The following is a 24,515-nucleotide window of genomic DNA, read 5'->3' as shown; positions in this document are numbered from 1 at the left end:
AATTCAATACTTGAATTTTTTAAGTTCTAAGATTTTTTATACTGCAGAGCCGCCCTGCCTTCATCACCGGTACTTATACGTATAACATTTTCCACGTTATATACAAATATCTTTCCATCACCTATTTCCCCAGTATGAAGTACTTTTTTAGCAGTTTCAACCACAAGATCTACTGGTACTTCGCAAACAACTACCTCTACTTTTACTTTAGGTATAAGATTAATATCCATAGCCAAGCCTCGATAGTATTCCTTATGACCTTTCTGCATGCCGCAGCCTGAAACATTGGTAACAGTCATGCCTGTGATGCCGATATCATCCAGTGCTTTTTTTAATTCCTCAAATCTGCCTTTAGAAGTAATAATATCTACTTTAGTAAGCTTATCACTCATTATTTTACCTCCTTATTAAACACATATTTCAATATCCTGAAATCACGTAAAAATATCCTATACAAATTTATATTATTCTATTCATCAATAAATATGCAGATAGGGCCCATATTAAACTCCTATTCCTCCATAAGCCTCTTCACCATGTTCTGTAACATCAAGGCCTGTCTGTTCGTCTTTTTCAGTTGCCCTCATACTGCTTACTACATTAATTACTTTAATTATAATAAATGTAACTACCGCTGCATATATAACTGTGGCTAAAATAGCTATGAGCTGTATTCCAACCAGCTTTGGATTTCCATGTATCAATCCATTTGATCCAGCTGAATTTATCGCTGTCCATGCAAATATTCCAGTAGCAATTCCTCCCCATATTCCTCCTACGCCGTGGCATCCAAAGGCATCTAGTGCATCATCATATCCTAGTTTAGATTTAATAAAAGTAATTGAAGTATAACATATAGCTCCTCCTATTAGACCAATAATCAATGAAGCCAAAGGACTTACAAATCCCGCACCTGGAGTTATAGCTACAAGGCCTGCAACTAATCCGCTGGCAACTCCAAGAGAAGTCACTTTCTTTCTATATATATATTCACAAATAGCCCAACTTACAGCTGAAGCTGCTGCGGAGGTATTTGTAGTAACAAAAGCATTTACTGCTACACTATTTACACCAAGACCACTTCCCGCATTAAATCCATACCAGCCAAACCAAAGAAGTGCAGCTCCAAGACAAGTTAAAGGAAGATTGCTAGGTTTACCTACATTCCTTCTTTTGCCCAGCATTAATGCTGCTACAAGTCCTGATACACCTGAACTTATATGAACTACATTACCACCTGCAAAGTCTAAAGCTCCAAGGTTCTTAAGCCAGCCGCCTGTTCCCCATACCCAATGAGCAATAGGATCATAAACAAAAGTTGTCCAAAGCAAAAGAAACGCAAGCCAGTGCATAAATTTCATTCTCTCTGCGATAGATCCAGATATAAGTGCAGGAGTTATTATTGCAAACATGAGCTGAAACATCATAAATACTTGTTGTGGAATTGTAGCTGCATAATCTGCATTAGGTGCAAATCCCACTCCTTTTAAACCTGCAAAATTAAAACCACCTATAAATCCGCCAATATTATTTCCAAAGCACAGTGTATAACCTATAAGTATCCACTGTATGGATATTACTGCTAGAGCTGAATAACTATGAAGAGTACTATTTAATGTATTCTTGCCTCTAACCATTCCTCCATAAAATAAAGCTAGTCCCGGAGTCATTATCATTACTAAAGCTGCACTGATAATGACAAATACAGTATCTGCTGCATTCACTCCACTCATAAAAATACCTCCTTAAAAATAAATTAATAAAAAAATTATAAGTTTTTTTAAGTATATTCTTTCTGTCATCTTTTAAAAAACTTATTTATATAATACTAACTTTTATGCAAATTATCAATAGAAATATTGAAATTTTATTAATTTATTATTTTATGTATATTTATATTAATAATTGCAAATTTTGATGCATATATAGAAATTTAAGGGAGTACATCACAACTGTTATATAATGCTTCAAATGATGAAATAAAAATATAATTTTATAATTTTGAATTTTTGTGTTCATATTTTATAAGGAAATTAATGGATGAACAATAAATTCAAATATAATTTCCTCAAAATTACCCCAATAAAATCATTTTCATAGCAATATATGTCATATTTTCATATATGAATAGCCATTTTACTTTTTATATATTGATTTTATTTGAAATAATATAGTTAAAAACATAATTATACATTTTTTTACAATGCAATAATATATTCACTATTTAGCATACATATATATTAAAGTATCAATTTTCTGCGATTTATATTATGACTTTATCATTATCTTTAAGTATATTTATTATAACTATAATAAATATACTTATATTTTATGAAAGTATATTTTTATTGAATTTAATATAATTTAAAATTTGATAAAAATATTTTATATAATTTTATATATTGTTAAGATTAACAAGGTATTTGTCTCATTTTAGTATACTTTTTTTAATTTTTTAAAGGATTTTCATAAATTATGTAGAATATTAATAACTTCGAGATATTATTGTAACATAAAGTAATAAAAACCATTAAAACATTATACTTTTTATTAGAAGATTACCAGTGAATACAATAAAAATCTTACCTTATAACAATTTATCAGAAAGAGGTCAAAATCTATGATGAAATTAAAAATTATGTATTTATTAAACAGAAGAATTAAAAGACAATCTGAAAAGGTATTTGAAGGTATTTCAAAGGGCAGAAAAAAAACTTTAGAAAATTGGTTTAAAGATAAATGGATGCAGCTTGAAAATACCTGTAACATTATACGATGTTTTCAAGAAGATGATAAAAAATTACTTGAAGAACTAAATGAAGAATTAAACCAATACAAGGATTTTTGTGAATTTTTCATATTAAATGATACTGGAACAGTTATTGAATCCACCTGCAGCAAACACATAGGACTTAATATGAGTTATCTTCCTAATTATGAAAAAGGAATAAAAGGAGAAGAATTCATGTATGGACCTTATGAAGACAAAAACACTTTAGATATTGATTTATCCAAGAAGAAATTCGCAGATCAAGTAACCTTATTATTTTCTATACCTTACACAGATTGCTGTGAATACAAGAAAATACTTATTGGCAGGGTTCTAAATGATGATATGAGCAATGTAATTCAAGACGAAGATACCCATGTATATAAAGATTCTGGAGATAACTATTTATTCATGGTAAAAACAAATAGAGATATACTTCCCGGAACTGCCATATCTAGAAGCAGATTTGAAGACAATACTTTTACTATGGGTGACAATTTAAAAGATGGAATCAGAACTTTAAAATGGGGAATTGTCAAGATTAAAAACCATACAGAATTTGAAATACGATTCACAGATCCTGAAACAGGTGACTTACATCCCGGCGTGATGAATACTATCAAAAACGAGGAAAACTTAGACTGCTGGCCTGGATACCCTGATTATAGACACATAATGGTAGGAGGTAAAGGCACTTTAATAACTCCTCCTCATAGTGATGAAATATGGGGAATGATGTGTGAAGGTGATATAGCCGAAATTTACAACTTTAAAAGCTTAAATTTAAAGTTACCTATTATAATATCAATTAGTACAGCCACTGCTATATTAATAAATACCATAGCTTATAATACAAATACGACTATAGGTATCATAAGCTCAGTTATAACCTGGCTTTTGATAACTGTGGTAAGCTACATATCTTCACAAAAGCTAGTTGTGACACCCTTAAATAAGACTGTAGATATACTCCATCAATTAGCTGAAGGAGAGGGGGATTTAACCAAACGAGTGGACAAGCTTTCTTATGACGAACTAGGTGAACTTTCCAGGTGGTTTAACAAATTTATCAATAATCAGATGACTATGATAAAAAGAGTTGATATTTCGTCAAAAACCTCAAAAAATTCTGTAAAAGTAGTTTCAAATTTGACCAATAACATAAAAGAGAGCATGAATACTGTAGCTAAAACTGTGGATGGCCTGGTAGGTATATCAAAAAATCAAAATAATATATTTCAAAATACTAAAGAACATTTTAATAGTCTTTCAGCTTCAATACAGGAAATGACTTCTCTTATTCATCAAGCTGCAAATAAGATAGTTAACACCAGTGAACATGCTGTTAAAGCAAATGATTTTTCAAATGATGTACTGAATTCAATAAATGAACTGGAAGAAACCATGAAAGTAACTTTAGATAGAATTCATGTGCTTCAAAATCACTCTGATTCCATAACCAAGGTAGTTACAAGTATCAGCAGTATAAGCCAGCAAACTCAGCTTCTAGCATTAAACGCAACTATAGAAGCTGCACGGGCAGGGGAATTAGGTAAAGGGTTTGGAGTTGTAGCAGAGGAAATATCAAAATTGGCCATTGAAACAGAGGAAGCTACTCAATCCATAGGGTTGATAGTTTCTAATATTCAAAATGAGACTACTAATACTTTTCAGGATATTAATGATATAAATTTCAAAGTTAAAAATTCTTCACACAGCGTAAAAAATAGTATAGATTCTTTTAAGTATATTGTAAATAATATAACAGATATAACAGAAAAAATGGAAACCATTCTTAAAATAACCAACAAAGAAAGTACTGACATAAATAATATGGTAACAAACATAAACACCTCTGCAGAGAAGATAAATAAAAGAACTGCCAAAGGAGCAAGCAGCAGTGAAGAATCCCTGAGTTTGTTAGAAGATATTTTAAGTAAAACTATAAGATTAAAAGAAGTAACAGATAATCTGGAATATTCTTCTACAGATCTTCAGGAAATGGTGGGAGATTTTAATACCAAAATATGATTGTCATTAATTCACAATATCAACTTTTTCTTAGATCCAGGTGGAGTTTGCTATAGAGAACTGCTTTTCTCCATCTGAACCTAAAAAACTTATCCATCCGCATTAGCCGTACTTTTCTTCTTTGAAGAAGATGGAAGTATTAGCTGCCGCGTTTGGATAAAATAAGATAGCCGTGATATATGTACAGCTATCTTGTATTATTTTATATTTGAAGTCTTTTTACTACTTCTCCCTCTTCAATATGTTTGTCCATTATCTCTTCTACATCTTCTACAGTGACTCCTCCATACCATATTCCTTCTGGATATACCACCACTATTGGTCCCCTATTACATATACCGAAACATCCAGTATTTGTAACCATAACTTCTCCACTTAAGTCTCTGCTCTCCACCTCTTCCATAAATTCACTGACTATATCTACAGATTCTTTAGAAAAACAAAAACCTTGTTGTTTTCCATTAACTCTAGAACTTGTACAGACAAAAATATGATATTTAGGATTAACCATAATGAATATCCCCCTACTAATATATTTGATAATGTTTGTTTATAGTAATATATCATACTGCCTCTCAATATTCAATATGCAAAATAATAATTTATCAATTATAAGGTATATATTATAATACAATATCAATTAATATAAAATATAATAATCAATATAATAAGAAACCTTCCGATTTTCTGTAACTAAAAAGCAGGATCAGCAGCCTGTCCCGCTCATAAATTATATTTTTAAATTAAACACTGTAACTTTCCTTAAGTCATTATGTAATTATATACATTTATTCTTATAATACCTTCTTTAGGATATATTTTTATAGATTATTCCTTTGAAGGTATGTCCTCTAAACTATTGATTATATTTTCAACAATAGGCTTAAAAATCTTTTCAAGACTTTCACTTATACTTTCATCTCCCTGTTCCGATAAGCTGCTTATACTACTTAACATAGGAAGTTCTCCCAAAAGTCTCAAATCCATATCCTTTAAAAATTTATCTGTGCTTTCACCATTAAAAAGCTTTATCTGTTTGCCACAATCTGGACAGGTTATATAACTCATGTTTTCAATAACCCCCAGTATGTTAATATTCATGGTTTTTGCCATATTCACAGCTTTTGAAACTATCATGGATACTAAATCCTGTGGTACCGATATCATAACTATGCCGTCTATAGGCATGGATTGCATTACAGTAAGAGCAACATCTCCTGTTCCAGGAGGCATATCGATTATTAAATAATCCAGCTCTCCCCATATTACATCCGTCCATAATTGTTTAACTGCACCACCTATTACCGGTCCTCTCCATATAACTGGCTGACTTTCATCTTCTAAAAGCAGATTTAATGATATAGCCTTTATTGCATCTTTTGTGTCTACAGGTACTATAAATTCCTCTGTAGTCTCAGCTCTTTTACCTTTTAGACCCATTAAATTAGGAACACTCGGGCCTGTTATATCTGCATCTAAAATTCCTACACTATATCCCATCTTCTTTAATTGCTTAGCTACAAGTACAGAAATTGATGATTTTCCAACACCTCCCTTACCACTCATAATGCCAATAATCCTTTTTACCTTATTATAAGGATTAAAATCAATATCAATATCACAACTTTCCTTATCCTTACTGCATCCATCATTTGATGGACATGAATTACAATCTGACATAAAATCATCTCCTGCATCTATATTGGCATTTGCCATTTTTATATTACTCCTATTTATTATTATTGTCAAACATATATTAAATTATAAAACTTAAATATAGTATAATTTCAAAAAGGAGGTGTTAGCAATGGTAGCCTTCGGATAAATTAAATAACCAGTAAATATATAAAATACTTACTAGTTATTTGGCCATCAACTAATATACCTTATCAATGTTATATCCATGCTCATTTAAGGATTTAATTATCTCTTCTATATGGTCATGACCATTTGTTTCAACTGTTACTTCTAAAGCCACATGTTTTAACCTGTCAATAGCTTTAAACTGATTATGATCTAATTTTATTATATTTGCAGATTTTTCCGCCAGAATTTTTGATATCTGTAAAAGCTGCCCTGGGGTATCCTTAAGTTTAACTGAAAAACAGAATATTCTTCCTCTTGAAACAAGTCCATGGTTTAAAAGTGCAGACATTGTTACCACATCTATATTTCCACCACTTATTAAACATACCACTTTCTTATTTTTAAATTTCAATTTACTTAATGCCGCCAGTGACATAGCCCCTGTGGCCTCTGCTACAAGTTTATGCTTTTCCAAAAGAATATATACATCCTCCATAAGCTGTTGATCACTTACCGTGACAATTTCATCTACATATTTTTTTATTACCTGAAAAGTTAATTTACCTGGATTTTTCACTGCAGCTCCATCTGCAATAGTATCAATATCCTCTGCACTGACCAGATTTCCCGTATCAAAAGAGCATTTCATAGGATTAGCCCCATCGGCCTGAACTCCTATTATTTTTATATTGGGATTAATGGACTTCGCGGCCACTGATATACCACTTATAAGCCCTCCGCCGCCTATTGGTGCTACTATAGCATCCACATCCTTTAATTTTTCTATAATCTCAAGAGCTATTGTTCCCTGCCCCGCCATTACATCCAAATCATCAAAAGGATGTATAAAAGTATATCCTTTTTCTTTTTCAAGTCTCTTAGCTTCTTCATAAGCCTCATCATAAACTTTTCCTTTAAGTACTACTTCCGCTCCATAATTTTTTGTGGCCTGCACTTTAATAAGCGGTGTAGTCTCTGGCATGACAATTGTAGCTTTAATTCCAAGTTTGTTTGCAGCATAGGCAACTCCCTGGGCATGATTTCCTGCTGAAGAAGCAATCAGTCCCTTCTTTTTATTATCTTCACTTAATTTAGAAATTTTATTTAGAGCACCCCTTAATTTAAATGCCCCGGTTATCTGCAAATTTTCTGGTTTTATATATACCTGATTTCCACTTTCCAAACTATATTCCGAACTATATATTAATTCCGTATCTATACATATGTCCTTTATTCTTTTTCTGGCTTCCAATACATCTTCTAAAGTTAAACGTGCTTCTTCTGTTTCTAAAGTTAACATTTCTTTCATAATTTTAAATCTCCTCTCTAATTATTCATATTAAAAGATTATATTTCTATAAATAAAAAAATCTTTCATACTCATAAACACTTTACATATGCTTATAAGGACGAAAGATTAACATTCCGTGATACCACCTTATTTGCAATTAGATATCCTAACTGCCACTCATTTTTCAGGTCAGCTTCAAACAACTAGATACAATATCCACTATAACCCTAACCAAATACCGCTGGTAGACGTCCTCGTTTACTAGACAAAAGTCTTTCTACTTGGAAACTCCGGAGTGATTATTATATATTTATATTAACACCAACTTTCACCCTCTGCTGGCTCTCTGAAGTTAATAGGTTAAATATTTTTCTCTCCATCTTAGTTTTATTTTATTAATAATTTAATCTTGTAAAAAAGTATATTCTTTTTATTAAAAAATGTCAATATAAAATCAATAAAATTTTCTCAATTGTTTAACTAAAAATACAGCTAAAATAGCAGGAATTATCTGACCTACCAAAAGACTACACACTAACACCATATATTTTATATGAAGAAGATATGATAGCCATATAGGTACCCCAAACCCTGGTATAAGAATAATAGGTAAGGCAATAAGCCAATCATTAAATTTATACTTGCTTATTAAATACACTAAAAGTGAAGTTATTATGCCCACAATTGCCCCTCCCAGCATATCAGGAAGTCCAAGGCCTCCCATTAAAGTATTACTGATAAGATTACTCAATCCCATAGGCAAAATAAGAAATGGAAAAATGGCAGACAAACCATATAAAGATGTAGCTATCCTTATCTGAAATTGCATAAAAGCAAAGCTTTGGGTAAAATACATAACCACTACATATATTGCTATAACAATGCCAGAGATAGCAATTTTATTTATTTTCGACAGAGATTTTTTATTTCTGAAAATATCTTTCTTTTCATATTGCATTTACTTCTCTCCTTTATATTTTATTGGGTCTTTATAGCCGGCCTCTTTAAAAGCTTTTAATCTTAATCTACAACTATCACAAATACCACAGGCAAATTTCTCTCCATTGTAGCATGTCCATGTTTTTTCATATTTTACGCCTAAATTCATACCTATTTTAATCTCCTCTGATTTTGTTTTATGCAGAAATGGAGCATGTATTTTTATATATTTTTTATGCTCTACAGCACACACAGTTCCTAAATTTATTGTTTTTTCCATGGAATCAATAAATTCATGTCTGCAATCTACATATCCTGAATAATCCACCTCACTTACTCCTATAAAAATATCATAGGCTCCTATTGCCTCTGCATAGGAAGCCGCATAAGATAAAAATATCATATTTCTTGCAGGTACATAGGTAACAGGTATTTTCTCACTTTCTTCATTAAATTCAGGTACCTTTATAGAATCATCTGTAAGTGCAGATCCGCCCCAAACATTCATATTTGTAGTAACCAAGACAAACTCTGCTGCACCTGCGCCACTGGCAATATCCTTTGCACATTGAATTTCTTTCTTATGCCTCTGGCCATAATCAAAACTCATGGCATAAACTTCGTACCCCTGACTTTTAGCTAAATATAAAACTGTAGTAGAGTCAAGTCCGCCAGACAGTAAAACCACTGCTTTCTTCATTTCAAATCCATCCTTTCAGCATAATAGCAACAACCTATGGCTCCATTAAATTGAGATTCTTTTAAAACTATTATTTTTTCATAATCATTTTTCAGATAGTTGTATATAGCTTGATTTTTAGCTACTCCACCGGCCAATACAAGCCTTTGCCCCTGGAATCTATTTAAAAAAGGCTTAATTCTTTTATAAAGTGAATAGTTAACCCCTGCACAAAGTCTTTCAATTGGAATTCCCTCTGCTACTTTTCCAATTAATTCTGATTCAGAAAAAACTGCACAGGTAGAATTTAATTCTACAGGATCTTTATAAAATTCACATAAATTCTCTAAAGAGATTTCCAGCATATTGGCCATATTTTCAAGATATCTCCCGCTTGATGCTGCACATTTTTCATTAAGTTCAAGATCTGTTATCAATCCCTTTTCCACTTTTACCACCTTAACATCCTGTCCTCCTATATCTAGAAGTATAAATTCCTTTAATTTCGTTTGAAAAATTGCTCCGTAAACATGGGCTTTTATCTCATTTATTGATTTAAATAATTTTAAATCTGTGTTATTCCTCCCGTAACCTGTTGAAACTGCAGAATCAATATGTTTAATATTTAACTTTTCAAGATTGACTATCATCTTACCATCATAACTGCAAAAATCCCTATAAAAAATCATAGTACTTATTTTATTTTTAAATACAATATGCCTATTTTCCATTATAACTATTTTTACTTCTCTGCTGCCTAAATCCATACCTAATCTTCTCAAGGTTTTTATTCCTCTTTTCCATTCATAATAATTAAATCCTGAAGCATATCCAAAAATGCCTCTAATCTTATTTTGGTTCTGGCATCTAAAGAATTAAGTTTATCCCCTTCTATAGTTAATATAGGTATATTAATTTCATTTTTTATAACTATATCCTCAATTTGTCTATGACAAAATGCCTGGGTATAATGGATCAAAGCATCTATTTTTCTCTCTTCAATTTGCTTTTTTATTTCACTGAGTCTAAATTTTATATCATAGGGATAAGTGTAGTCATAGTATTGTTCATAAATATTCTTAGCTTCCATAGCTCTTGAAAATGCAAATTCTCTCTGAACCTCATTATAAACAAAACGAGCATTAAATTTTTCAACATAATCATATATATCACAGGGCATAGGGGGTACCCCTATAAAACCAAGTCTCAATTTCTGGGTAAAGGGCTTTCTTTTTTTTATCTCTTTCAATTTGTTTTCTATATCCATTTCAAATTTATAAATATCACTGTTAAAATCACTGGCACTTACCTGATAAAGATGATTTTCAAAACCTGAAACCCTATTTTCTGTATAAGTCAATTCATCCAAACACTTAACAAGGTATCTTATTTTATTCACTTTCTCTCTAACCTTTTCAACTTCATTATAAGAAACATTAAAAATATTCATAAATTTATCAATAGATATTTTAATATCACAAATATCATGACTTTGTGGAAATGCAAATGAATGTATCTTTATACCTTTCATATCCAATATGGCTTCTAAAGCTTTTGTATTAGAACAATCCCCTTCAGTAACACCTACAATTTCACTGACTTTCTTATCCATACACACTCCAAAAATTCCTTTTTGCCATGCACAGCAGCTCTTGGGAAACCCTTCTCTTTCCGCCATGTCAATAAATTTTTTATAATCCTTTGAAGTAATAAAAATATTATTTAAGTCAATTACTTTATATCCTGCAGCCATCAAAACTTCATAAGGAACAGTAGTAGTTATTCCTATAGTTTTATTTTTCATTTATCTCACCTTGTCTTTAATTTTAATAACATAAAAAAGGTAGAGACACCCCTACCTTTTAATCACAAAATAAACTATACAAATTGTACAGCTTCCCCTAGTTTTGTTTATAGACAGGATGGTCACGAACTGTCTTGTATATAATTTTCTACATTATTATATGCTATAATATACTTAAAATCAAGGGTTTTGTGGTGAATATATATTTTCTATTTCTTATTAAATGCTAACAAATTCTATTAAAATTCATATTTTACGTTTGCAAATATGAATTTTACAATCAATAAATTTTGAAATGATATGCAGAAATGGAAAATATAAAATTCAAAAGCTCCAGCTAAAACAAATCTGGAGTTTTGTTTTTCTTAAAATAGTGTTTAGAATTGTACACTAACTTTTGCTTTACTTTGATCTTTTTTAACCAATCCCATTATACCTAGTATTATTAGAAGTATACCTGAAAGAATATAAAAATATGACACACATATCATTCCTCCAATTGCGGCAATAGTCATAAATAGTCCACCTTATCTGTAGTTTTAGGCATAACATTTTCAACAACACGTGTACAAGCGCAAAGTAGATCTTTAAAAGAAGATGCTAAACTAGTCACTGTGTATGAAAAAAGTGAGATACAAGACTTAAATACTCTATTTTATAGGGCAAAGAATAGTATTAATGATTCTTATTAGGTATGAATTATGTGGATATTGATGTAGCATATGGACTTGGAATGATTGTAACAAGTACTGTCAAACGAGGAAGTTCATCATGGACAGCTACATTATCTGTAGGAAACTTTAACTTCTGGGGATAAAGTAAATATATAAAAAAGCCTACCGAGAAAATCCCAATAGGCTTATTCATATAATGCTACTATCTACAAGCATTTGGTGCTGAATGAACTACTCTTGGTGCTGGTTTAGCATGTGGTGCCTTAACTTTATGCTTGTTTACTACCTCTTTTACTGGTTTAGCAGGTGCTTTATATTTGGATTTATAAGCTACACCTGGTTTGTTGTTGGCAGAACATGCGCTAACTGTCGTACCAATTCCTGTATTAAGTAACAATGGTGCTGCAAGCATTACAGCTGAAATTATTTTATACTTCATTTTTAACATTTTCATTACCTCCTGAATTTAAAATATTTATTGCAGCTGCTATACTTAATATTCTAGTTATCCTTTATGACGATTTGATGCATCATCCATGTTATTCCAGTGGTATATTAATGTTTTTCTGTGTGAAATATTAAGAGATATTGAATATTTCTTAAACTATCGATACTCGGTTTGAGCAATAGAAATATTCTGTATTGCTTCTATTGTTACAGGTTTCTTTCTATACTTAGCCATTGTTTTCTTACATAATAGATATGCAGATTTTTATTTATAGGCAATAAAATATAAAAATTATTTAAAAAAGAAAGCTGTTTCAAACTTTCTTCCTAATTATTTAAAAATATATTCCACTATTTAAAAGTCTGTCTAAAAGCACTGCTACTATAAGCACTACTAATATAGATGCTTTCTTTGCGATACCTTTATACCCTACTTTGGAATTCAATTTGTTTTGTACTGCTGCACTCAAAAGTCCTGTGGCATAGTCGACACCCATAGACCAAAACAAAACTATTATAGGAGTATCCCACCCACCAAATACATAAGTACATACACCCCCTACCCTTGCCACTATACTGTTAAATATATGTTTGTTCATCTGTAGCCTCTTTATAGTTATTTTTGAACACTAAAAAAGAACTCTGGATTTCTCCAAAACTCTTAATATGCTGTGATGTATAATACGATTAATGTGTCTTAATTATTATTCCTTTTTATAACCAGTATCCATATTTCACTTTTAAAAGTATGTGAAATTCTTCTTTTCCTTCAATACGATAGTTCATTTCATTCTCTCCTCTTATATATCTACTTGTAACCATTAATACATCTATATTTACATTATAGTTAATAATGTGATAATAACCATGAGTATGAAAAAAAAGAGCCCTTATTCTGAGCTCTATAGTCAACTTATATCATTTCTAAATATTCATATGGTATTATTGGGAATGGTATATTTTCATTCTTATATTTTTTATTAAAAATGAGCCTAATATCTTTGTTTAATTGGGGAATATGTTTTCTTGGAGCTATAATGCATACTATATCATCTTGATTAGAAATATCTATATAATATTCACCTTTGATAGTTTTTAATAATTTATCATCAATAAATTGAGGCAATATTCTCCATTCTCTTTCAGTAAAATATTCTATGTCTTTACAAAAAAGTTCTAAATTTAATAAGAACATTTCTTCCTCATCCCTTGATTCCTTATTTGTATTTAAAAATTTGTTCTTAATGCTTGGAAAGTATTCTTCTATAGCTTTACATAAACCTGAGTTTTTATCAATGTAAATAACAGGCTGAGCATGATAGGATTGAGCCCATTTCTTTGTCACACCTATGCCAAAACTACCGTATTTTTCTGAATGATATTTGATTTCATGTAACCTAATATCAGTTAAGCACAAAACCGATACTTTGGTTTTTAGTAATGATAATTCACCTGGTAACCCTTTTCTTTGTTCTAGGCACCCACTTAATCTAAAACCATCTTTTAAAATTTTTAATATTGTATCATAATTTTCAGTAAAATGATACAGAAAATCCTTTTCGGTATTCAAATATAAATCGCCTTCTTTCAAGATTACTTTTCTTCAGTTCTTCAAGGGCTTTCTCTTCTTCCACGAACTCACGCATTTTCATAGTTCCCCATGTTGATATCTTAATTCCTTTTCTACCTGCATATTTACAAAAATCCTCAAAAGCTTCAGGATCTATAGTTATGTTTTGCCTTTTTACTTCTGACAATATAACCACCCCTTAAGAACGATTATATACCTTATTTTACATTTTGAAATACAAATATACTTAATATATACTAATACATATTAGCATATATTAAGTTTCTATTGTAACTTAACTAACCTTACAAAATAACTTCATAAACTTGATGGCCTTTCATCCTCATAAAAATAGCAGGATAAAACATCATCAAACCATATAATTACCACAGTCAACAAATACCAGTAGATAAAGTTCTTCAAACATATCTGCCCCATAAAATTATATTTCTCTTGAGAATATCTCTACGTTCAAATAAAGACTTTCAAAGACTAGAAAATGGATTATTTTATTTTTTAAGTAATAGTTGTTGGAATAACTATATCCCATGTTACTGAATTCACCTCTTCTACTGTAGTAAGTATTTTTACATAAGTCTGCAATAATTCTTTATGCTTTATAGTATTTGTCATGAAAGTTTTCGTTATAAGTATTTCCAGTTAAAAGAAAAAAGCTATCTCTAGCCCCTATTTTGCCTCGTGTTTTATTGTACTGTTGTAGTATCCTGCGCCACTAATCTTTATGATATCGGGGCTTAACATAAGATTATAATTTTTATAATATGTTATATTTATGACACTAAAAATCACTTTATAGACATAAAATCCATGCAAAAAATTCTCGCAACATTATAATTATAAATTAATTTTCTTTCATTCTATTAACATAATTATATGTAAATTCAATTGCTTTTTTAGTAATTTCTTCACAAATATGAGGTGGATCATCTGAATTAAAACCTTGAGAACGCAAATCCTTGCAAACTATACTTCCAAAACTATCTTGAAATCCGTTTGCAAAGTTATAACAATAATTTGCGATATCTTCATTTTTGTATTCAAGTTTTCTTCCAAAGATACCTATAAACATGAGAGAACCCTCTACTAGTCCACATTGTGCACCAAACTTTCCTGCACCATGCATTCCAATTGCAGAATCTATAACTTGAGGATTTAAGTCTACTTCACATATTTCTGCTAAAGTTTTTAAAACCGTAGTTGCACAATTTATATCATCTTCCCAATAATAATTATGTACTCTCTCATTAATTATATTCTGATAACTTTTCATTGATTCCCCTCCTACTTATCAATATCTGCTTATTGCAAAATACAAACAAAGCTTTATCAAAAGGATTCAGATTGAGCTCCATTTGAACAATAAGAGTTAGTCCATCTATACTTTTTCTTAAATCTGTGCTTCCACAAGCTAAGTATACAGTATCAACCTTATCAATATTTAACATGATTTTAAAAGTTCCTTCCAAGTCTCTTCATTAGAGTTCATTTCCATTACAGATTTCCTCCCCTATTCTTTATATCTGTAATCTTAACAAAATAAATTTTTTAGAAAAAGGCGTCAATTCTTTTACGGTTACAGAGGAACAAAGAATCGCACGGTTTCTATTTGACACTGGAAAACCACTTGATTATTTTGAAATATAGAACCTAGCACAATATGTAATTACAATATTGTTTAATTGGGAACACAGTTATAGGAGTAGTAGATGCTTACTACTTTTTACAAATCATACCCTACAATTTCCTGCTCTAGCTTTCTTCCATCTTCCAGCATCATTTCTATTGAGTCACTAAACACATCAAAATTGATATCTCCTGCCATATTTACCAAAGTTTTTCTATCTGATTCAGTAAGTGGTTTTGTATAACTTTTGTATTTTTTCAGTACATCCGCTCCCATATTCATAGGTTTAAATGGCACTCCAGTCCTTTCCTTAAGATGCCTATAAATCCTAAAACCTCCACAGTCAATATCACCCCAATGATAATACTCAATATTATGGTATATATCATAAAGCTTCGTAAGCAGTCTTCTTCTACTCTCATTGTGATAACCACCAAGATATATAATTATGGCTTCCCCATCCTTAAACCTATTAAAAGTTGTTAAATTTTCGATAGTTATAAGCCTTTTAACCTTATGGCAGCTTTCAAATTGTAAAGTATCCAAATCCTTACTGCTTATACCCATCCCGTTTTCAAAATCACTTAAATCAATAGTACTGCTTTTAAATTTGATTTTTCCGCTTCCCTTGAACATTACATATGATGGATTTTTGAGTATATTGAATTCGCCAAGCAAATCTTCAACTTCTAATAGACATTCATTATTAGGATGAAACTCTAAGATTATATTTTTTATTTTGCCTTCCATGACCTCCAATGTTTTGGAATTCTTAAAAACTTTCATCGATAGTTCTCTTAAATATATTTCTTCCTTATTGCAGGTGACAGCTTGAACAGCAAGAAGAAGCTCCTCTACATACTTTAAATTATTTAGATCAAAATACTTTTTCACAGATTTGTTCTCCAGTATTCTTTCTGTCACTGATAGTATAAATTCAGCCACAGTCGCATCTTGGCAAGGGAAATTACCAAGCAGATCAAGTATCTTGTTCTCCAAAGATTTCTTTTGCTTTCTTTTAACATATTTATATACTTCATCAAGCTTATTGGTATTTAGAACAACTTTTTCAATAATGTGACCTTCCCGTCGATTTTTCCAGAGAATCTCTATCAATTCTTTGTACTGCAGATCCATTGCCATCTGATTTATATCCTCATAAATAGTGGATTCTTCATCAAAATAATCTGGAATGTTCTTCTTGTTAAAAGCAAAGAAAATCCTTTGATTATTTTTATTGCTTTCAGTATATAATGCGCTGCCTTCATAGGAGTCCAAGAGCCTGTTAACTAAAAGCTCATCATATCTTTTCATAAGAATATACCTCTACATAACTTATATTATCTTCTTTCAGAGCAAGGAGAGTACTGTCAACCTGAGGACCTATATATTGAATCTTTTCCGGCGGTGCAGCTATTATCATCTGCAGCGGTAGGTTATTCAAAAATTCCAGCACACCAGTAGTTCTCTCGTCATCCATCTTGTCAAAGGCTTCATCAAAGAGAATCAGCCCTATGCTTTCAGTTCCAATGCCTTGACTGTAAAGCTGGACAAAAGAAGCAGCTATAGTTACATAGAAAGGGGTCTGAGTCTCCCCACCGCTTTTCTCTCTGGCAACCTTTGAGTAAAAGGATTCTGTGCCGTCACCATGACTTATATGTATATCATAATCCATATAGGTTCTGTAATCTGTAAATTCCTCCAAGGTTTTTGAACTGTTCTCCTCGTCCAGAGTAAGTTTTTCAAAAAGCTCCTCTATTACTTCCTTATGCCTGTTATTGAACTGTCCGCTCAAAAGAGAGTAGCCCTCTACAATGTTAAAATCATCCATAATCATTTTGTAATATTTACTGAAATGCTTGCTTTCCGAATATTTAAACTCGTAAGACTCGCTTCCGAATTTGATATCCTTAAGTGCCTTGTTTAGCTGCTTAAATTCTCCTTGAGCCTTTTTTATATTCTCCTGAAGCTTTGATAAAAATTGCTCCTTGAATTCAAGTTCAGCCCCTTTTTTAGCCTCAAATACCTTTTCTTCATAGGTCAAAAGTTCCGAACCCTTCAGCTTATTTAACTCCTCAATAAATAGTTTTGTACCTTCATAGGTGGGCTCTGCACCAAAGTCATGCTCAGATTTATATTTATACTGCATTTCTCTTAAGAAATCTTTCTGAGCATCACGCAAAGTTTCTGTTCTCTTCTTCGTTCCTTCATAATCCTCTTTCATCTTTCTCACAGGTTTTTTCGAAGCCAGAATCTTCTCATAGTCCTTTTGTGCTTTTTCAAGTTTTTCCCCAAGAGCCTTTTTCGAATTGTTAAGTTCTTCTGCTTGCTTTCCCAGCCTTTCCTCTTCCTGCTCCTTTGCCTTAATTTCATTTTTTATTTGATTATTATTGGATCCTTTTTTACTTATTATATCTTCTTTTTTCTTTTCAAGCTTTTCTATTTCTCTTTTTAAATCCTCAATAACTATATGCTTTTGAAAAAATTTATTGTTTTTTTCAAGCTCAGATTTTTTTCCTCTCAAGCTTTCCAGCTGTTCCTTGTTAGCATTAAGTCTTGCCAAAACTTCTATATTATATTTTATACCTGTTTCTTTGTCTCTTCCCAAGAGTTCCTTATATTTATTAATCTCTTTCAAGCTATCTATTATAGTTCTTCTCTGCTTCTCCAAAACACTTTTTTCCTCCAGGGCCTGCTCCAGCTGAATTTTATAAGCATCTTCTCCAATGTAAGGAGTGTTATATACCTTTGGGTCTATTGCTCTAGCGACATGATTTTGATAAAGCATACAACCTGGAGTAATAGAGCATTGATAAAATTTTAACTTTTCAACTTTTTCGCAGAGAATAACCTTTCCAAGTATCATATTAGCAAACCGCTTTGCCCACATACTCTGAGAGGTCACAACCGCCGCCAAGGTATTATTACCGCAGTTGTTGTATCCATCTAGCTTAGATGTGTTTATCAACCCAACAGAATGTAATCCTCTATTTTTTCTGAGATTCTCATATACATTTAACGCCAGATCAAAATCCTCTGGCTCCACTATAATATAAAACCTCTGAGTATTTAAATAACCTTCTATAGCATTCTTCCATCGTTCATCCGTTATCCTCAAAAGCTCGCATAAAATCCTTGGTTCGCTGCCTTTTCCTGCTTTTTTAAAGACTTTCTTTATTTCCTCCAAAAGCATTGTGATTTCTGATTTATACTGAAGCTTCTTCTTCTTCAGTTCAGCCATTTTTTTATTCACCTGTGAAAGCCTTGTTTCAAAGTTATCCTTCTCAGCTTCCAACTTATAAATCTTCTTTGAAACTTCCTCCGCCCTTTCCCTCTTATCTTTTACAAATTTATCAATTATGCCGCTGAGAGAGGAAATCTCAAAATTTTGAACAAGTTGTCTTGCCACTTGAAGATAGCTGGTGGCAGATGGAAACTCTTCTTCCTTTGCCATTAAAGCTTCTGTATTTTTAATGGATTCCTTTACTGCTAGAAGAAGGCTATTTTTCTTCCATTCAAGTTCCTTAATCTGAGGCTCAAGAGCATTGATTTTACTGTTCAAATCCTTTATGGCTAAATATTCCTCATTATGCAGCAATTCATATTCAAGTTTATCCCTTGTGTCATTTTTATCATAGATTTCGTTCTGTATGTGATTTCTCTTTGTTTCCAATGCATCTATTTCGTCGCTGAGCTTCTTGATATTAAATTCAAATCTTGAAATATTCTCTTTTGAAATTTCAGCGTCAGCTCTTTTAATAATGTAGTCATAAACTTTTTCTCTTTCTTTAAAGTTCACTATCTTGTCATAACTTTCACTAATAGCCTCCAGCTTTTGTATCTTAACTTTTATAATACTCAACATCTTTTCCAGTTCTTGATAACTTCTAACATTTTCCTTTAAGACTTCAATATTAACTTCCTTCTTATCCAAAACATAGGAATAAACAAAATCCTTAATATCATCAATAGGTTTAAAAGCCAGTGCCTTAGGTACAAGTTCAAAAAACTTATCTTCAAGACGTCCTAAGCGGTTTTTAAAATCCTTCTTTGCATCTGTTTGATTGAAAATCTGTGCCTTCTTGTTTGTATTTCTGAATATATCGATATTCTTAGGCTTATTGCCCTGTAAAAACAAATCGTCCTCTATACCTTGATTTTCTATTCTATACCATACCGTCTTCTCCTTGGTTTCTGATGCAGAGTCTATTACTGCACCTACAAGAAAGGTTTTATTCTTTTCTTCCTCATAAAACTCCAAGGCAATATGAGCTGTAATTTGGCCTTCTCTTTCATAAGGTTTCCTCTCCTTACCAGTTTTACACCTTACATAGCCTGCTAAGGTTCTTTTGCCGTTCTCGTTGGCAGCCTTGTTAAAATTATTCTTGGAGCAAGTAAGCACAAGTTGAATAGCATCAAGAATAGTTGATTTACCAGCCCCATTTTCCCCTGACAGCAACACAGAATTGTTTATTTCAATAGTTTCATTCAAAAAACGATGCCAATTAATCAATCTCATCCTCTTCAATTTCTTCAACGACTTCACCGCCTTTCTTATAGATACTTATCTTGTCATAAACCGCCTTAATATCATCCACTCTCAAAGCCATTAAAATGGAATAATATATTATAATTCTAGAATCTTCATTTGTAAGATCCCTATCTAAATTGTTTATTATATTAAACCTTTTAAACAACTTAAGCGAGTTGTTTAAGGTAGTTTTATCAATAAGCTTATCTCTTATTTTTAACGCCATAAACTTCTCCTGTATCTCACCGACTGTCACTACTACATCATTAACCAAGGATAATTCTCTGATTTTTTCATCAAAAAGTACTCTTAAAATCAAAAGTATTATGGAATCAAAAAGTTTTAGTTGAATTCTGTTAAAATTCAAGGTATTCACCAGCTGAGCAACACCATATTCCTCATTGATTTCCACCTGAAAACCTAAAATTTTAAAGTAGCTGTTAAACTCCTCCTTATTCCTAAGAATGAAATAGTAATCATTTTTACTTGCTTCATTCTTCTTGCAAATAAAACATATGCTGAGTAGCTTATTGCTTATCTTTTTAAATTCTTCCATTTCTCTTGCAGTTAATTTATTTAAAAACTCCAAAGTCACCCCTCCATATTCCTTATGTGTACCAAAGGATTAATAATCCTTTAGCCTCCAAATTTCAAAATCTCTGAATTTATATCCCTTTATGTTAACCTCATCCTTGTTAACAATCCTGTAAGACACCCGTTTCCTCTGTCCATAAAGCCTTACGTATATAATCTTTATGAAATCTTCAATATTGTTAAGAGGCATAGCTGAAGCTAGCATTACTTCTTTGATACCAAGGATTTTTGCCACATATTTTTCAATATTCCTAGTGTTCATGGAGTTCTCCAATTTGTTCTTCATGCTGTGTAGCTTCTGCTTTCGCCTTCTGGAGTCAACAGTGATATCAACAAGCGCCTCAGGCTTGAAATACTTCTTTCCTTCAACAGGTGCATAAAAGGAAGCTTCATCTACGAAGCCCTGACTGTAGATTTTAAACAAATTTTCTACATAGTCTAAGGAATAAATGCTGTTAAGACTTATATCACAACCAGCTATCTCTTCAGACATATAAATAAGTATATCTTTTATTTGACCAGATAAATCCTCACTGTTTGAAAGCAAAAACTTAGCTCTGTTTATAGATGATCTCTGGTACTGGGAATTCTTGCTATCGATTTCTTCTATAATAAAATCTATATTATGAAAGGCATCCACCAATTCTCTAAGAATATCCCTCACTCTTTCCATACTCTCTTCACTTGATAACTCCTTTATTTCGCTGATTTCCTTTGCAGCAATTTTTATAAATTCCTCATCCTTCATATAATCCTCCAAAGCTTCCACTATCTCCGGCCTGAACTTAGAAACATTATCAGAAGTTTTCAGTCGGTGATAAGCTTTATCGATAATATTTGCCCGGTAATCATTGAAGAGAATATCCATAATTTCTGCCACCGTAGAATATTTAGTAAGCTCATCAATATATTTTTTAATATTGGAGTTCAAAGTCTTAAGTCCTGTTATTAGCTTATCAGTATTCTCAAATATCTGGTTCAATAAAATACCCTTACTTTCACTGGTGGAATGTATAAGAGTATAAATTGTGTAAATATACCCTTGATACTCTAACTTAGTATTGTTCACTATCCTATCCAATGTCTTTACAATCTCTACAGCATAATCATTAAAATGAATAAGCTGCACATGGCTGTAGGTAGTCTCATTGGTGAGCCATCCATAATCAATAAGCTTCCTTATAAACAGATTAGCCTTGTCTCTGCTACCCGCCACAGTTATGTCGTCCTCCACAATATCAGAGACATAGCTATCAAAATAGTCCTGAAGTTCATCTATCACTAGTTCTCTCTCTATACCGAAAGACAAACGGCTATTCATGATAGAATACAGTATATAAATACAATCCCAATATATATTTTTATTTTTACAAGATAACGGCGTAAAAAAATTTTCCGGTAAATTTTTAAATAACATCTTTTTCTCCCTATCTAGATGTTTCATTTTTTATTTATTAAGGTTGAAACCTTAAATCTTTATCTATAATTATACAATTTTTGAGTTTTAATTTACAAGGATTTATATAGCTAAGATTATATGTTACAGAGCATTATAGCGAGAAATCCTTCTGCAAGGCTTCATATCTCCAAATGACAATAAAAAAACTATCTGCTCAAATCTGCAGACAGTTCTATTATCTATGTCTATATTTTTTCAAAGATACAATATTATATCTTTATCCCACCTCAATAATCAATGTTCCCTTTTATCTCAATAAGTTTTATGATTTCATTTATTGTGTCCTTAGGGCATCCAGTAAATTTACATGAAATTCTACTAAAGTAAAATAACCGACATTGATACTTATATTTAAGAATTCAATCATATTTCCAATTACTCCTGCATATCCAGTTCGGATTGATCAGGTACTGTTTTCGTATAATTGCGCAGTAGTTCAGTCAATATTTGATAGCCTGTACCTCTTAGTGCAAATTCATACCCCTCCTTTTTCTGTTGAAACTCTTTAATGATATACCAGAATCTTTAGTTGACATATTGAGAAAACATTAAATCACTCTTTTTTAGTCCATAATATTTCAATCACTTTGTACCACCTACTTGTATATCCTAGAATTAATAGCATATTTTTATATAGCTGATATTATTTATGAAAGGTGGTTATATTATGTCTTCCAGGAATGATAAAATCATAAATTCCGTACTCAACTCTTATGATTTTGAAAGAGTATCCGACTTAACTAAAGAACAATTTGCTGAAATTCTCTCAAAAATATTTAATGACTCTCCAACAGATAGGGACCTTACTCGAAAATCATCAGAATCAGATCATCATCACAGACATAGACATAGGCATTAATCAGATATAAGGCATCAAGATACTAATATATCAAATGATTCAGAGGTTCAGGTGGAGTCTGCTCATTAGTAATATTTTCTCCATCTGAACCTTATTAACAGTATTCTTAGTGTCTTTAGCACTTAGAATACGTTTATCCTTTAGGGGAAGAACTTATAAAGCCGCGTAGACCTGCTTATCTCCCACTTTTAAGAAGCTGGAAGTATTAGCTGATCCCAGCGTTCGGATAAACTCCTTTTTAAGGCTAATTTTAAAACTTGGCTCAAAAATTAATTGGTGATTTCATCTTGTGCAATCAATACAAAAAACCTTATAATAATAAATATACTTACAAATTATTAAATTTTAACAAAAGGATATCTATTTCAATGGATTTATTTAAAAGGATTTTTACTGAAAATCTTATAAAAAAGCTTTTTGCGATATTTTTATTAACAATTTTATTTTATTCTATAAAGGACATGGTTACATTAGTTCTCTTAACCTTTATTTTTTCTTTTTTATTCTACAAAATAACTAATTTCATTCATAGGTTTACACGTAAGATATTTCCAATTAAAAAGAAAGTTATAACAATATTGATTTACATATTAATGTTTTTAGGAATATGCTTTTTATTTTACGATTATATTCCTATAGTTATTAAACAGTTATTTTTTATAAAAAGACAGCTTATGGAATTTAATGTTAATAACTACCATGACATACTAGACAATAAAATTATATTATTTATAAAGGAGACAAATATAAGCAGTTACCTCAATAAAAGTGGAGGTTCAATTTTAAGGTTAGCACTTAAAATTGAACATTTAAGTGTGGATATTTTACTTTCCCTTGTATTAAGCCTATTACTTATTCTAGAACAAGATCAAATATTAACTTTCGGAAGAAAAATCGAAAAAAGCAAAATAGGTTATTTTTATAATTATTATAAGTATCTAGGAAAAAAATTTTTAAGTTCTTTTGGAAAAATAATGGAGATTCAAGCTATTCTCTCCATAATAAATTCAGTCCTGGCATCCATAGGTCTTTTCTTTTTAGGTTTTGATAATGTTTTAGGCTTAGGTGCCATGTTATTTATTTTAGGTCTTATACCTGTAGCAGGACTTATTATAGCTCTTATCCCTCTTATAATAATAGCTTTTATTCTGGGGGGAATACCCAAAGTCGTTGATGTGTTAATACTTCTGGGGGTTTTACACCTATTGGAAAACTATATAATAAAACCAAAATTGATGTCTATATCAGTACATTTGCCTATATTCTTTGTTTTCTTAATTTTAATTTTTTCAGAACACTATATGGGAATATGGGGTTTAATTATAGGTATACCTTTGTTTGTATTCTTACTAGATATTCTACAAGTATCGGAAAGTTAGCAGACAGAAAAAAGATCAAGTTATCTATAGTTTATCC

At 31.3% G+C, this 24,515-nt stretch carries 24 protein-coding genes and 1 other annotated feature; of the genes, 4 read left to right on the top strand and 20 right to left on the bottom strand.

What is annotated here, in order from left to right:
- Positions 1–26: 26 nt before the first annotated feature.
- Together BS101_RS02835 and BS101_RS02830 are read right to left on the bottom strand one after the other, a co-directional pair.
- Positions 27–392, bottom strand: a complete 366-nt coding sequence (locus tag BS101_RS02835) for a P-II family nitrogen regulator (protein WP_011989000.1) — start codon at positions 390–392, stop codon at positions 27–29.
- Between the two features lie 111 nt (positions 393–503).
- Positions 504–1,733: an ammonium transporter gene (locus BS101_RS02830; protein WP_073537437.1), complete on the bottom strand. Its 1,230-nt coding sequence runs from the start codon at positions 1,731–1,733 to the stop codon at positions 504–506.
- A gap of 887 nt (positions 1,734–2,620) precedes the next feature.
- Here BS101_RS02830 and BS101_RS02825 point away from each other — a divergent pair.
- Positions 2,621–4,801 (top strand): methyl-accepting chemotaxis protein, encoded by a 2,181-nt coding sequence (locus BS101_RS02825; protein WP_083585635.1) that lies wholly within the window; start codon positions 2,621–2,623, stop codon positions 4,799–4,801.
- Between the two features lie 202 nt (positions 4,802–5,003).
- Here the strand turns inward: BS101_RS02825 and BS101_RS02820 are convergent, their stop codons facing one another.
- The 8 genes from BS101_RS02820 to BS101_RS22570 all read right to left on the bottom strand — a co-directional run bounded on the left by BS101_RS02820 (position 5,004) and on the right by BS101_RS22570 (position 11,835).
- Positions 5,004–5,312 carry a 2Fe-2S ferredoxin gene (locus tag BS101_RS02820; RefSeq protein ID WP_073537436.1) on the bottom strand — a complete coding sequence of 103 codons (309 nt, stop codon included), beginning with the start codon at positions 5,310–5,312 and terminating at the stop codon, positions 5,004–5,006.
- A 317-nt stretch (positions 5,313–5,629) separates the two neighbouring features.
- Positions 5,630–6,481, bottom strand: a complete 852-nt coding sequence (locus BS101_RS02815) for an Mrp/NBP35 family ATP-binding protein (RefSeq protein ID WP_073541059.1) — start codon at positions 6,479–6,481, stop codon at positions 5,630–5,632.
- A 196-nt stretch (positions 6,482–6,677) separates the two neighbouring features.
- A complete protein-coding gene (gene ilvA, locus BS101_RS02810) occupies positions 6,678–7,916 on the bottom strand; it encodes a threonine ammonia-lyase (RefSeq protein WP_073537435.1) in 1,239 nt (412 codons plus the stop codon).
- Between the two features lie 93 nt (positions 7,917–8,009).
- Positions 8,010–8,290, bottom strand: a binding site (T-box leader).
- Positions 8,291–8,352: 62 nt separating this feature from the next.
- Positions 8,353–8,856, bottom strand: a complete 504-nt coding sequence (locus BS101_RS02805) for a QueT transporter family protein (RefSeq protein ID WP_073537434.1) — start codon at positions 8,854–8,856, stop codon at positions 8,353–8,355.
- The gene (gene queC / locus BS101_RS02800) at positions 8,857–9,537 is read right to left on the bottom strand and encodes a 7-cyano-7-deazaguanine synthase QueC (protein ID WP_073537433.1); all 681 of its coding nucleotides are present in this window, start codon (positions 9,535–9,537) and stop codon (positions 8,857–8,859) included.
- Complete coding sequence (locus tag BS101_RS02795) at positions 9,534–10,298, bottom strand: acyl-CoA dehydratase activase (protein WP_073537432.1); 765 nt, start codon at positions 10,296–10,298, stop codon at positions 9,534–9,536. Before BS101_RS02795 ends, queC begins: the two co-directional genes overlap by 4 nt.
- Before the next feature lie 5 nt (positions 10,299–10,303).
- Complete coding sequence (locus tag BS101_RS02790) at positions 10,304–11,320, bottom strand: 2-hydroxyacyl-CoA dehydratase family protein (protein WP_073537431.1); 1,017 nt, start codon at positions 11,318–11,320, stop codon at positions 10,304–10,306.
- A 377-nt stretch (positions 11,321–11,697) separates the two neighbouring features.
- Positions 11,698–11,835: a hypothetical protein gene (locus BS101_RS22570; RefSeq protein ID WP_156875992.1), complete on the bottom strand. Its 138-nt coding sequence runs from the start codon at positions 11,833–11,835 to the stop codon at positions 11,698–11,700.
- 179 nt (positions 11,836–12,014) lie between these two features.
- Between BS101_RS22570 and BS101_RS24170 the strand changes: the two genes are divergently transcribed.
- The gene (locus BS101_RS24170; protein WP_265874811.1) at positions 12,015–12,137 is read left to right on the top strand and encodes a hypothetical protein; all 123 of its coding nucleotides are present in this window, start codon (positions 12,015–12,017) and stop codon (positions 12,135–12,137) included.
- Between the two features lie 59 nt (positions 12,138–12,196).
- Here BS101_RS24170 and BS101_RS02785 read toward each other — a convergent pair whose 3' ends face one another.
- The 10 genes from BS101_RS02785 to BS101_RS02730 all read right to left on the bottom strand — a co-directional run bounded on the left by BS101_RS02785 (position 12,197) and on the right by BS101_RS02730 (position 22,102).
- Positions 12,197–12,442: a hypothetical protein gene (locus BS101_RS02785; protein ID WP_073537430.1), complete on the bottom strand. Its 246-nt coding sequence runs from the start codon at positions 12,440–12,442 to the stop codon at positions 12,197–12,199.
- 334 nt (positions 12,443–12,776) lie between these two features.
- Positions 12,777–13,040: a phage holin family protein gene (locus BS101_RS02780; protein ID WP_083585634.1), complete on the bottom strand. Its 264-nt coding sequence runs from the start codon at positions 13,038–13,040 to the stop codon at positions 12,777–12,779.
- A gap of 314 nt (positions 13,041–13,354) precedes the next feature.
- Positions 13,355–14,011 carry an abortive infection system antitoxin AbiGi family protein gene (locus BS101_RS02770; RefSeq protein WP_073537428.1) on the bottom strand — a complete coding sequence of 219 codons (657 nt, stop codon included), beginning with the start codon at positions 14,009–14,011 and terminating at the stop codon, positions 13,355–13,357.
- Positions 13,974–14,198: a hypothetical protein gene (locus BS101_RS02765; RefSeq protein WP_073537427.1), complete on the bottom strand. Its 225-nt coding sequence runs from the start codon at positions 14,196–14,198 to the stop codon at positions 13,974–13,976. The genes BS101_RS02770 and BS101_RS02765 overlap by 38 nt, the downstream gene beginning before the upstream one ends.
- Positions 14,199–14,873: 675 nt before the next feature.
- Positions 14,874–15,302, bottom strand: coding sequence for a C-GCAxxG-C-C family protein (locus tag BS101_RS02755; RefSeq protein WP_073537426.1), 429 nt, complete (start codon positions 15,300–15,302; stop codon positions 14,874–14,876).
- Positions 15,277–15,477, bottom strand: a complete 201-nt coding sequence (gene tnpB / locus BS101_RS02750; RefSeq protein ID WP_083585632.1) for an IS66 family insertion sequence element accessory protein TnpB — start codon at positions 15,475–15,477, stop codon at positions 15,277–15,279. The genes BS101_RS02755 and tnpB overlap by 26 nt, the downstream gene beginning before the upstream one ends.
- 275 nt (positions 15,478–15,752) lie before the next feature.
- Positions 15,753–16,970: a Wadjet anti-phage system protein JetD domain-containing protein gene (locus BS101_RS02745; RefSeq protein ID WP_073537425.1), complete on the bottom strand. Its 1,218-nt coding sequence runs from the start codon at positions 16,968–16,970 to the stop codon at positions 15,753–15,755.
- Positions 16,957–20,193, bottom strand: coding sequence for an ATP-binding protein (locus BS101_RS02740; RefSeq protein WP_083585631.1), 3,237 nt, complete (start codon positions 20,191–20,193; stop codon positions 16,957–16,959). Before BS101_RS02740 ends, BS101_RS02745 begins: the two co-directional genes overlap by 14 nt.
- Entirely contained in the window at positions 20,162–20,776 is a 615-nt protein-coding gene (locus BS101_RS02735) for a DUF4194 domain-containing protein (protein ID WP_347472835.1), read from the bottom strand. Before BS101_RS02735 ends, BS101_RS02740 begins: the two co-directional genes overlap by 32 nt.
- A 36-nt stretch (positions 20,777–20,812) precedes the next feature.
- The gene (locus tag BS101_RS02730) at positions 20,813–22,102 is read right to left on the bottom strand and encodes a Wadjet anti-phage system protein JetA family protein (RefSeq protein ID WP_198039556.1); all 1,290 of its coding nucleotides are present in this window, start codon (positions 22,100–22,102) and stop codon (positions 20,813–20,815) included.
- Positions 22,103–22,907: 805 nt separating this feature from the next.
- Between BS101_RS02730 and BS101_RS02725 the strand changes: the two genes are divergently transcribed.
- Positions 22,908–23,099, top strand: a complete 192-nt coding sequence (locus BS101_RS02725) for a hypothetical protein (protein WP_073537423.1) — start codon at positions 22,908–22,910, stop codon at positions 23,097–23,099.
- A 368-nt stretch (positions 23,100–23,467) separates the two neighbouring features.
- Entirely contained in the window at positions 23,468–24,478 is a 1,011-nt protein-coding gene (locus tag BS101_RS02720) for an AI-2E family transporter (RefSeq protein ID WP_073541051.1), read from the top strand.
- The last annotated feature ends 37 nt before the right edge of the window (positions 24,479–24,515 follow it).

Origin of the sequence: Clostridium kluyveri (assembly GCF_001902295.1) — a bacterium.
Classification (GTDB): domain Bacteria; phylum Bacillota; class Clostridia; order Clostridiales; family Clostridiaceae; genus Clostridium_B; species Clostridium_B kluyveri_B.
The sequence above is the reverse complement of the archived record's forward strand: the minus strand, read 5'-3'. Positions and strand labels throughout refer to the sequence as shown.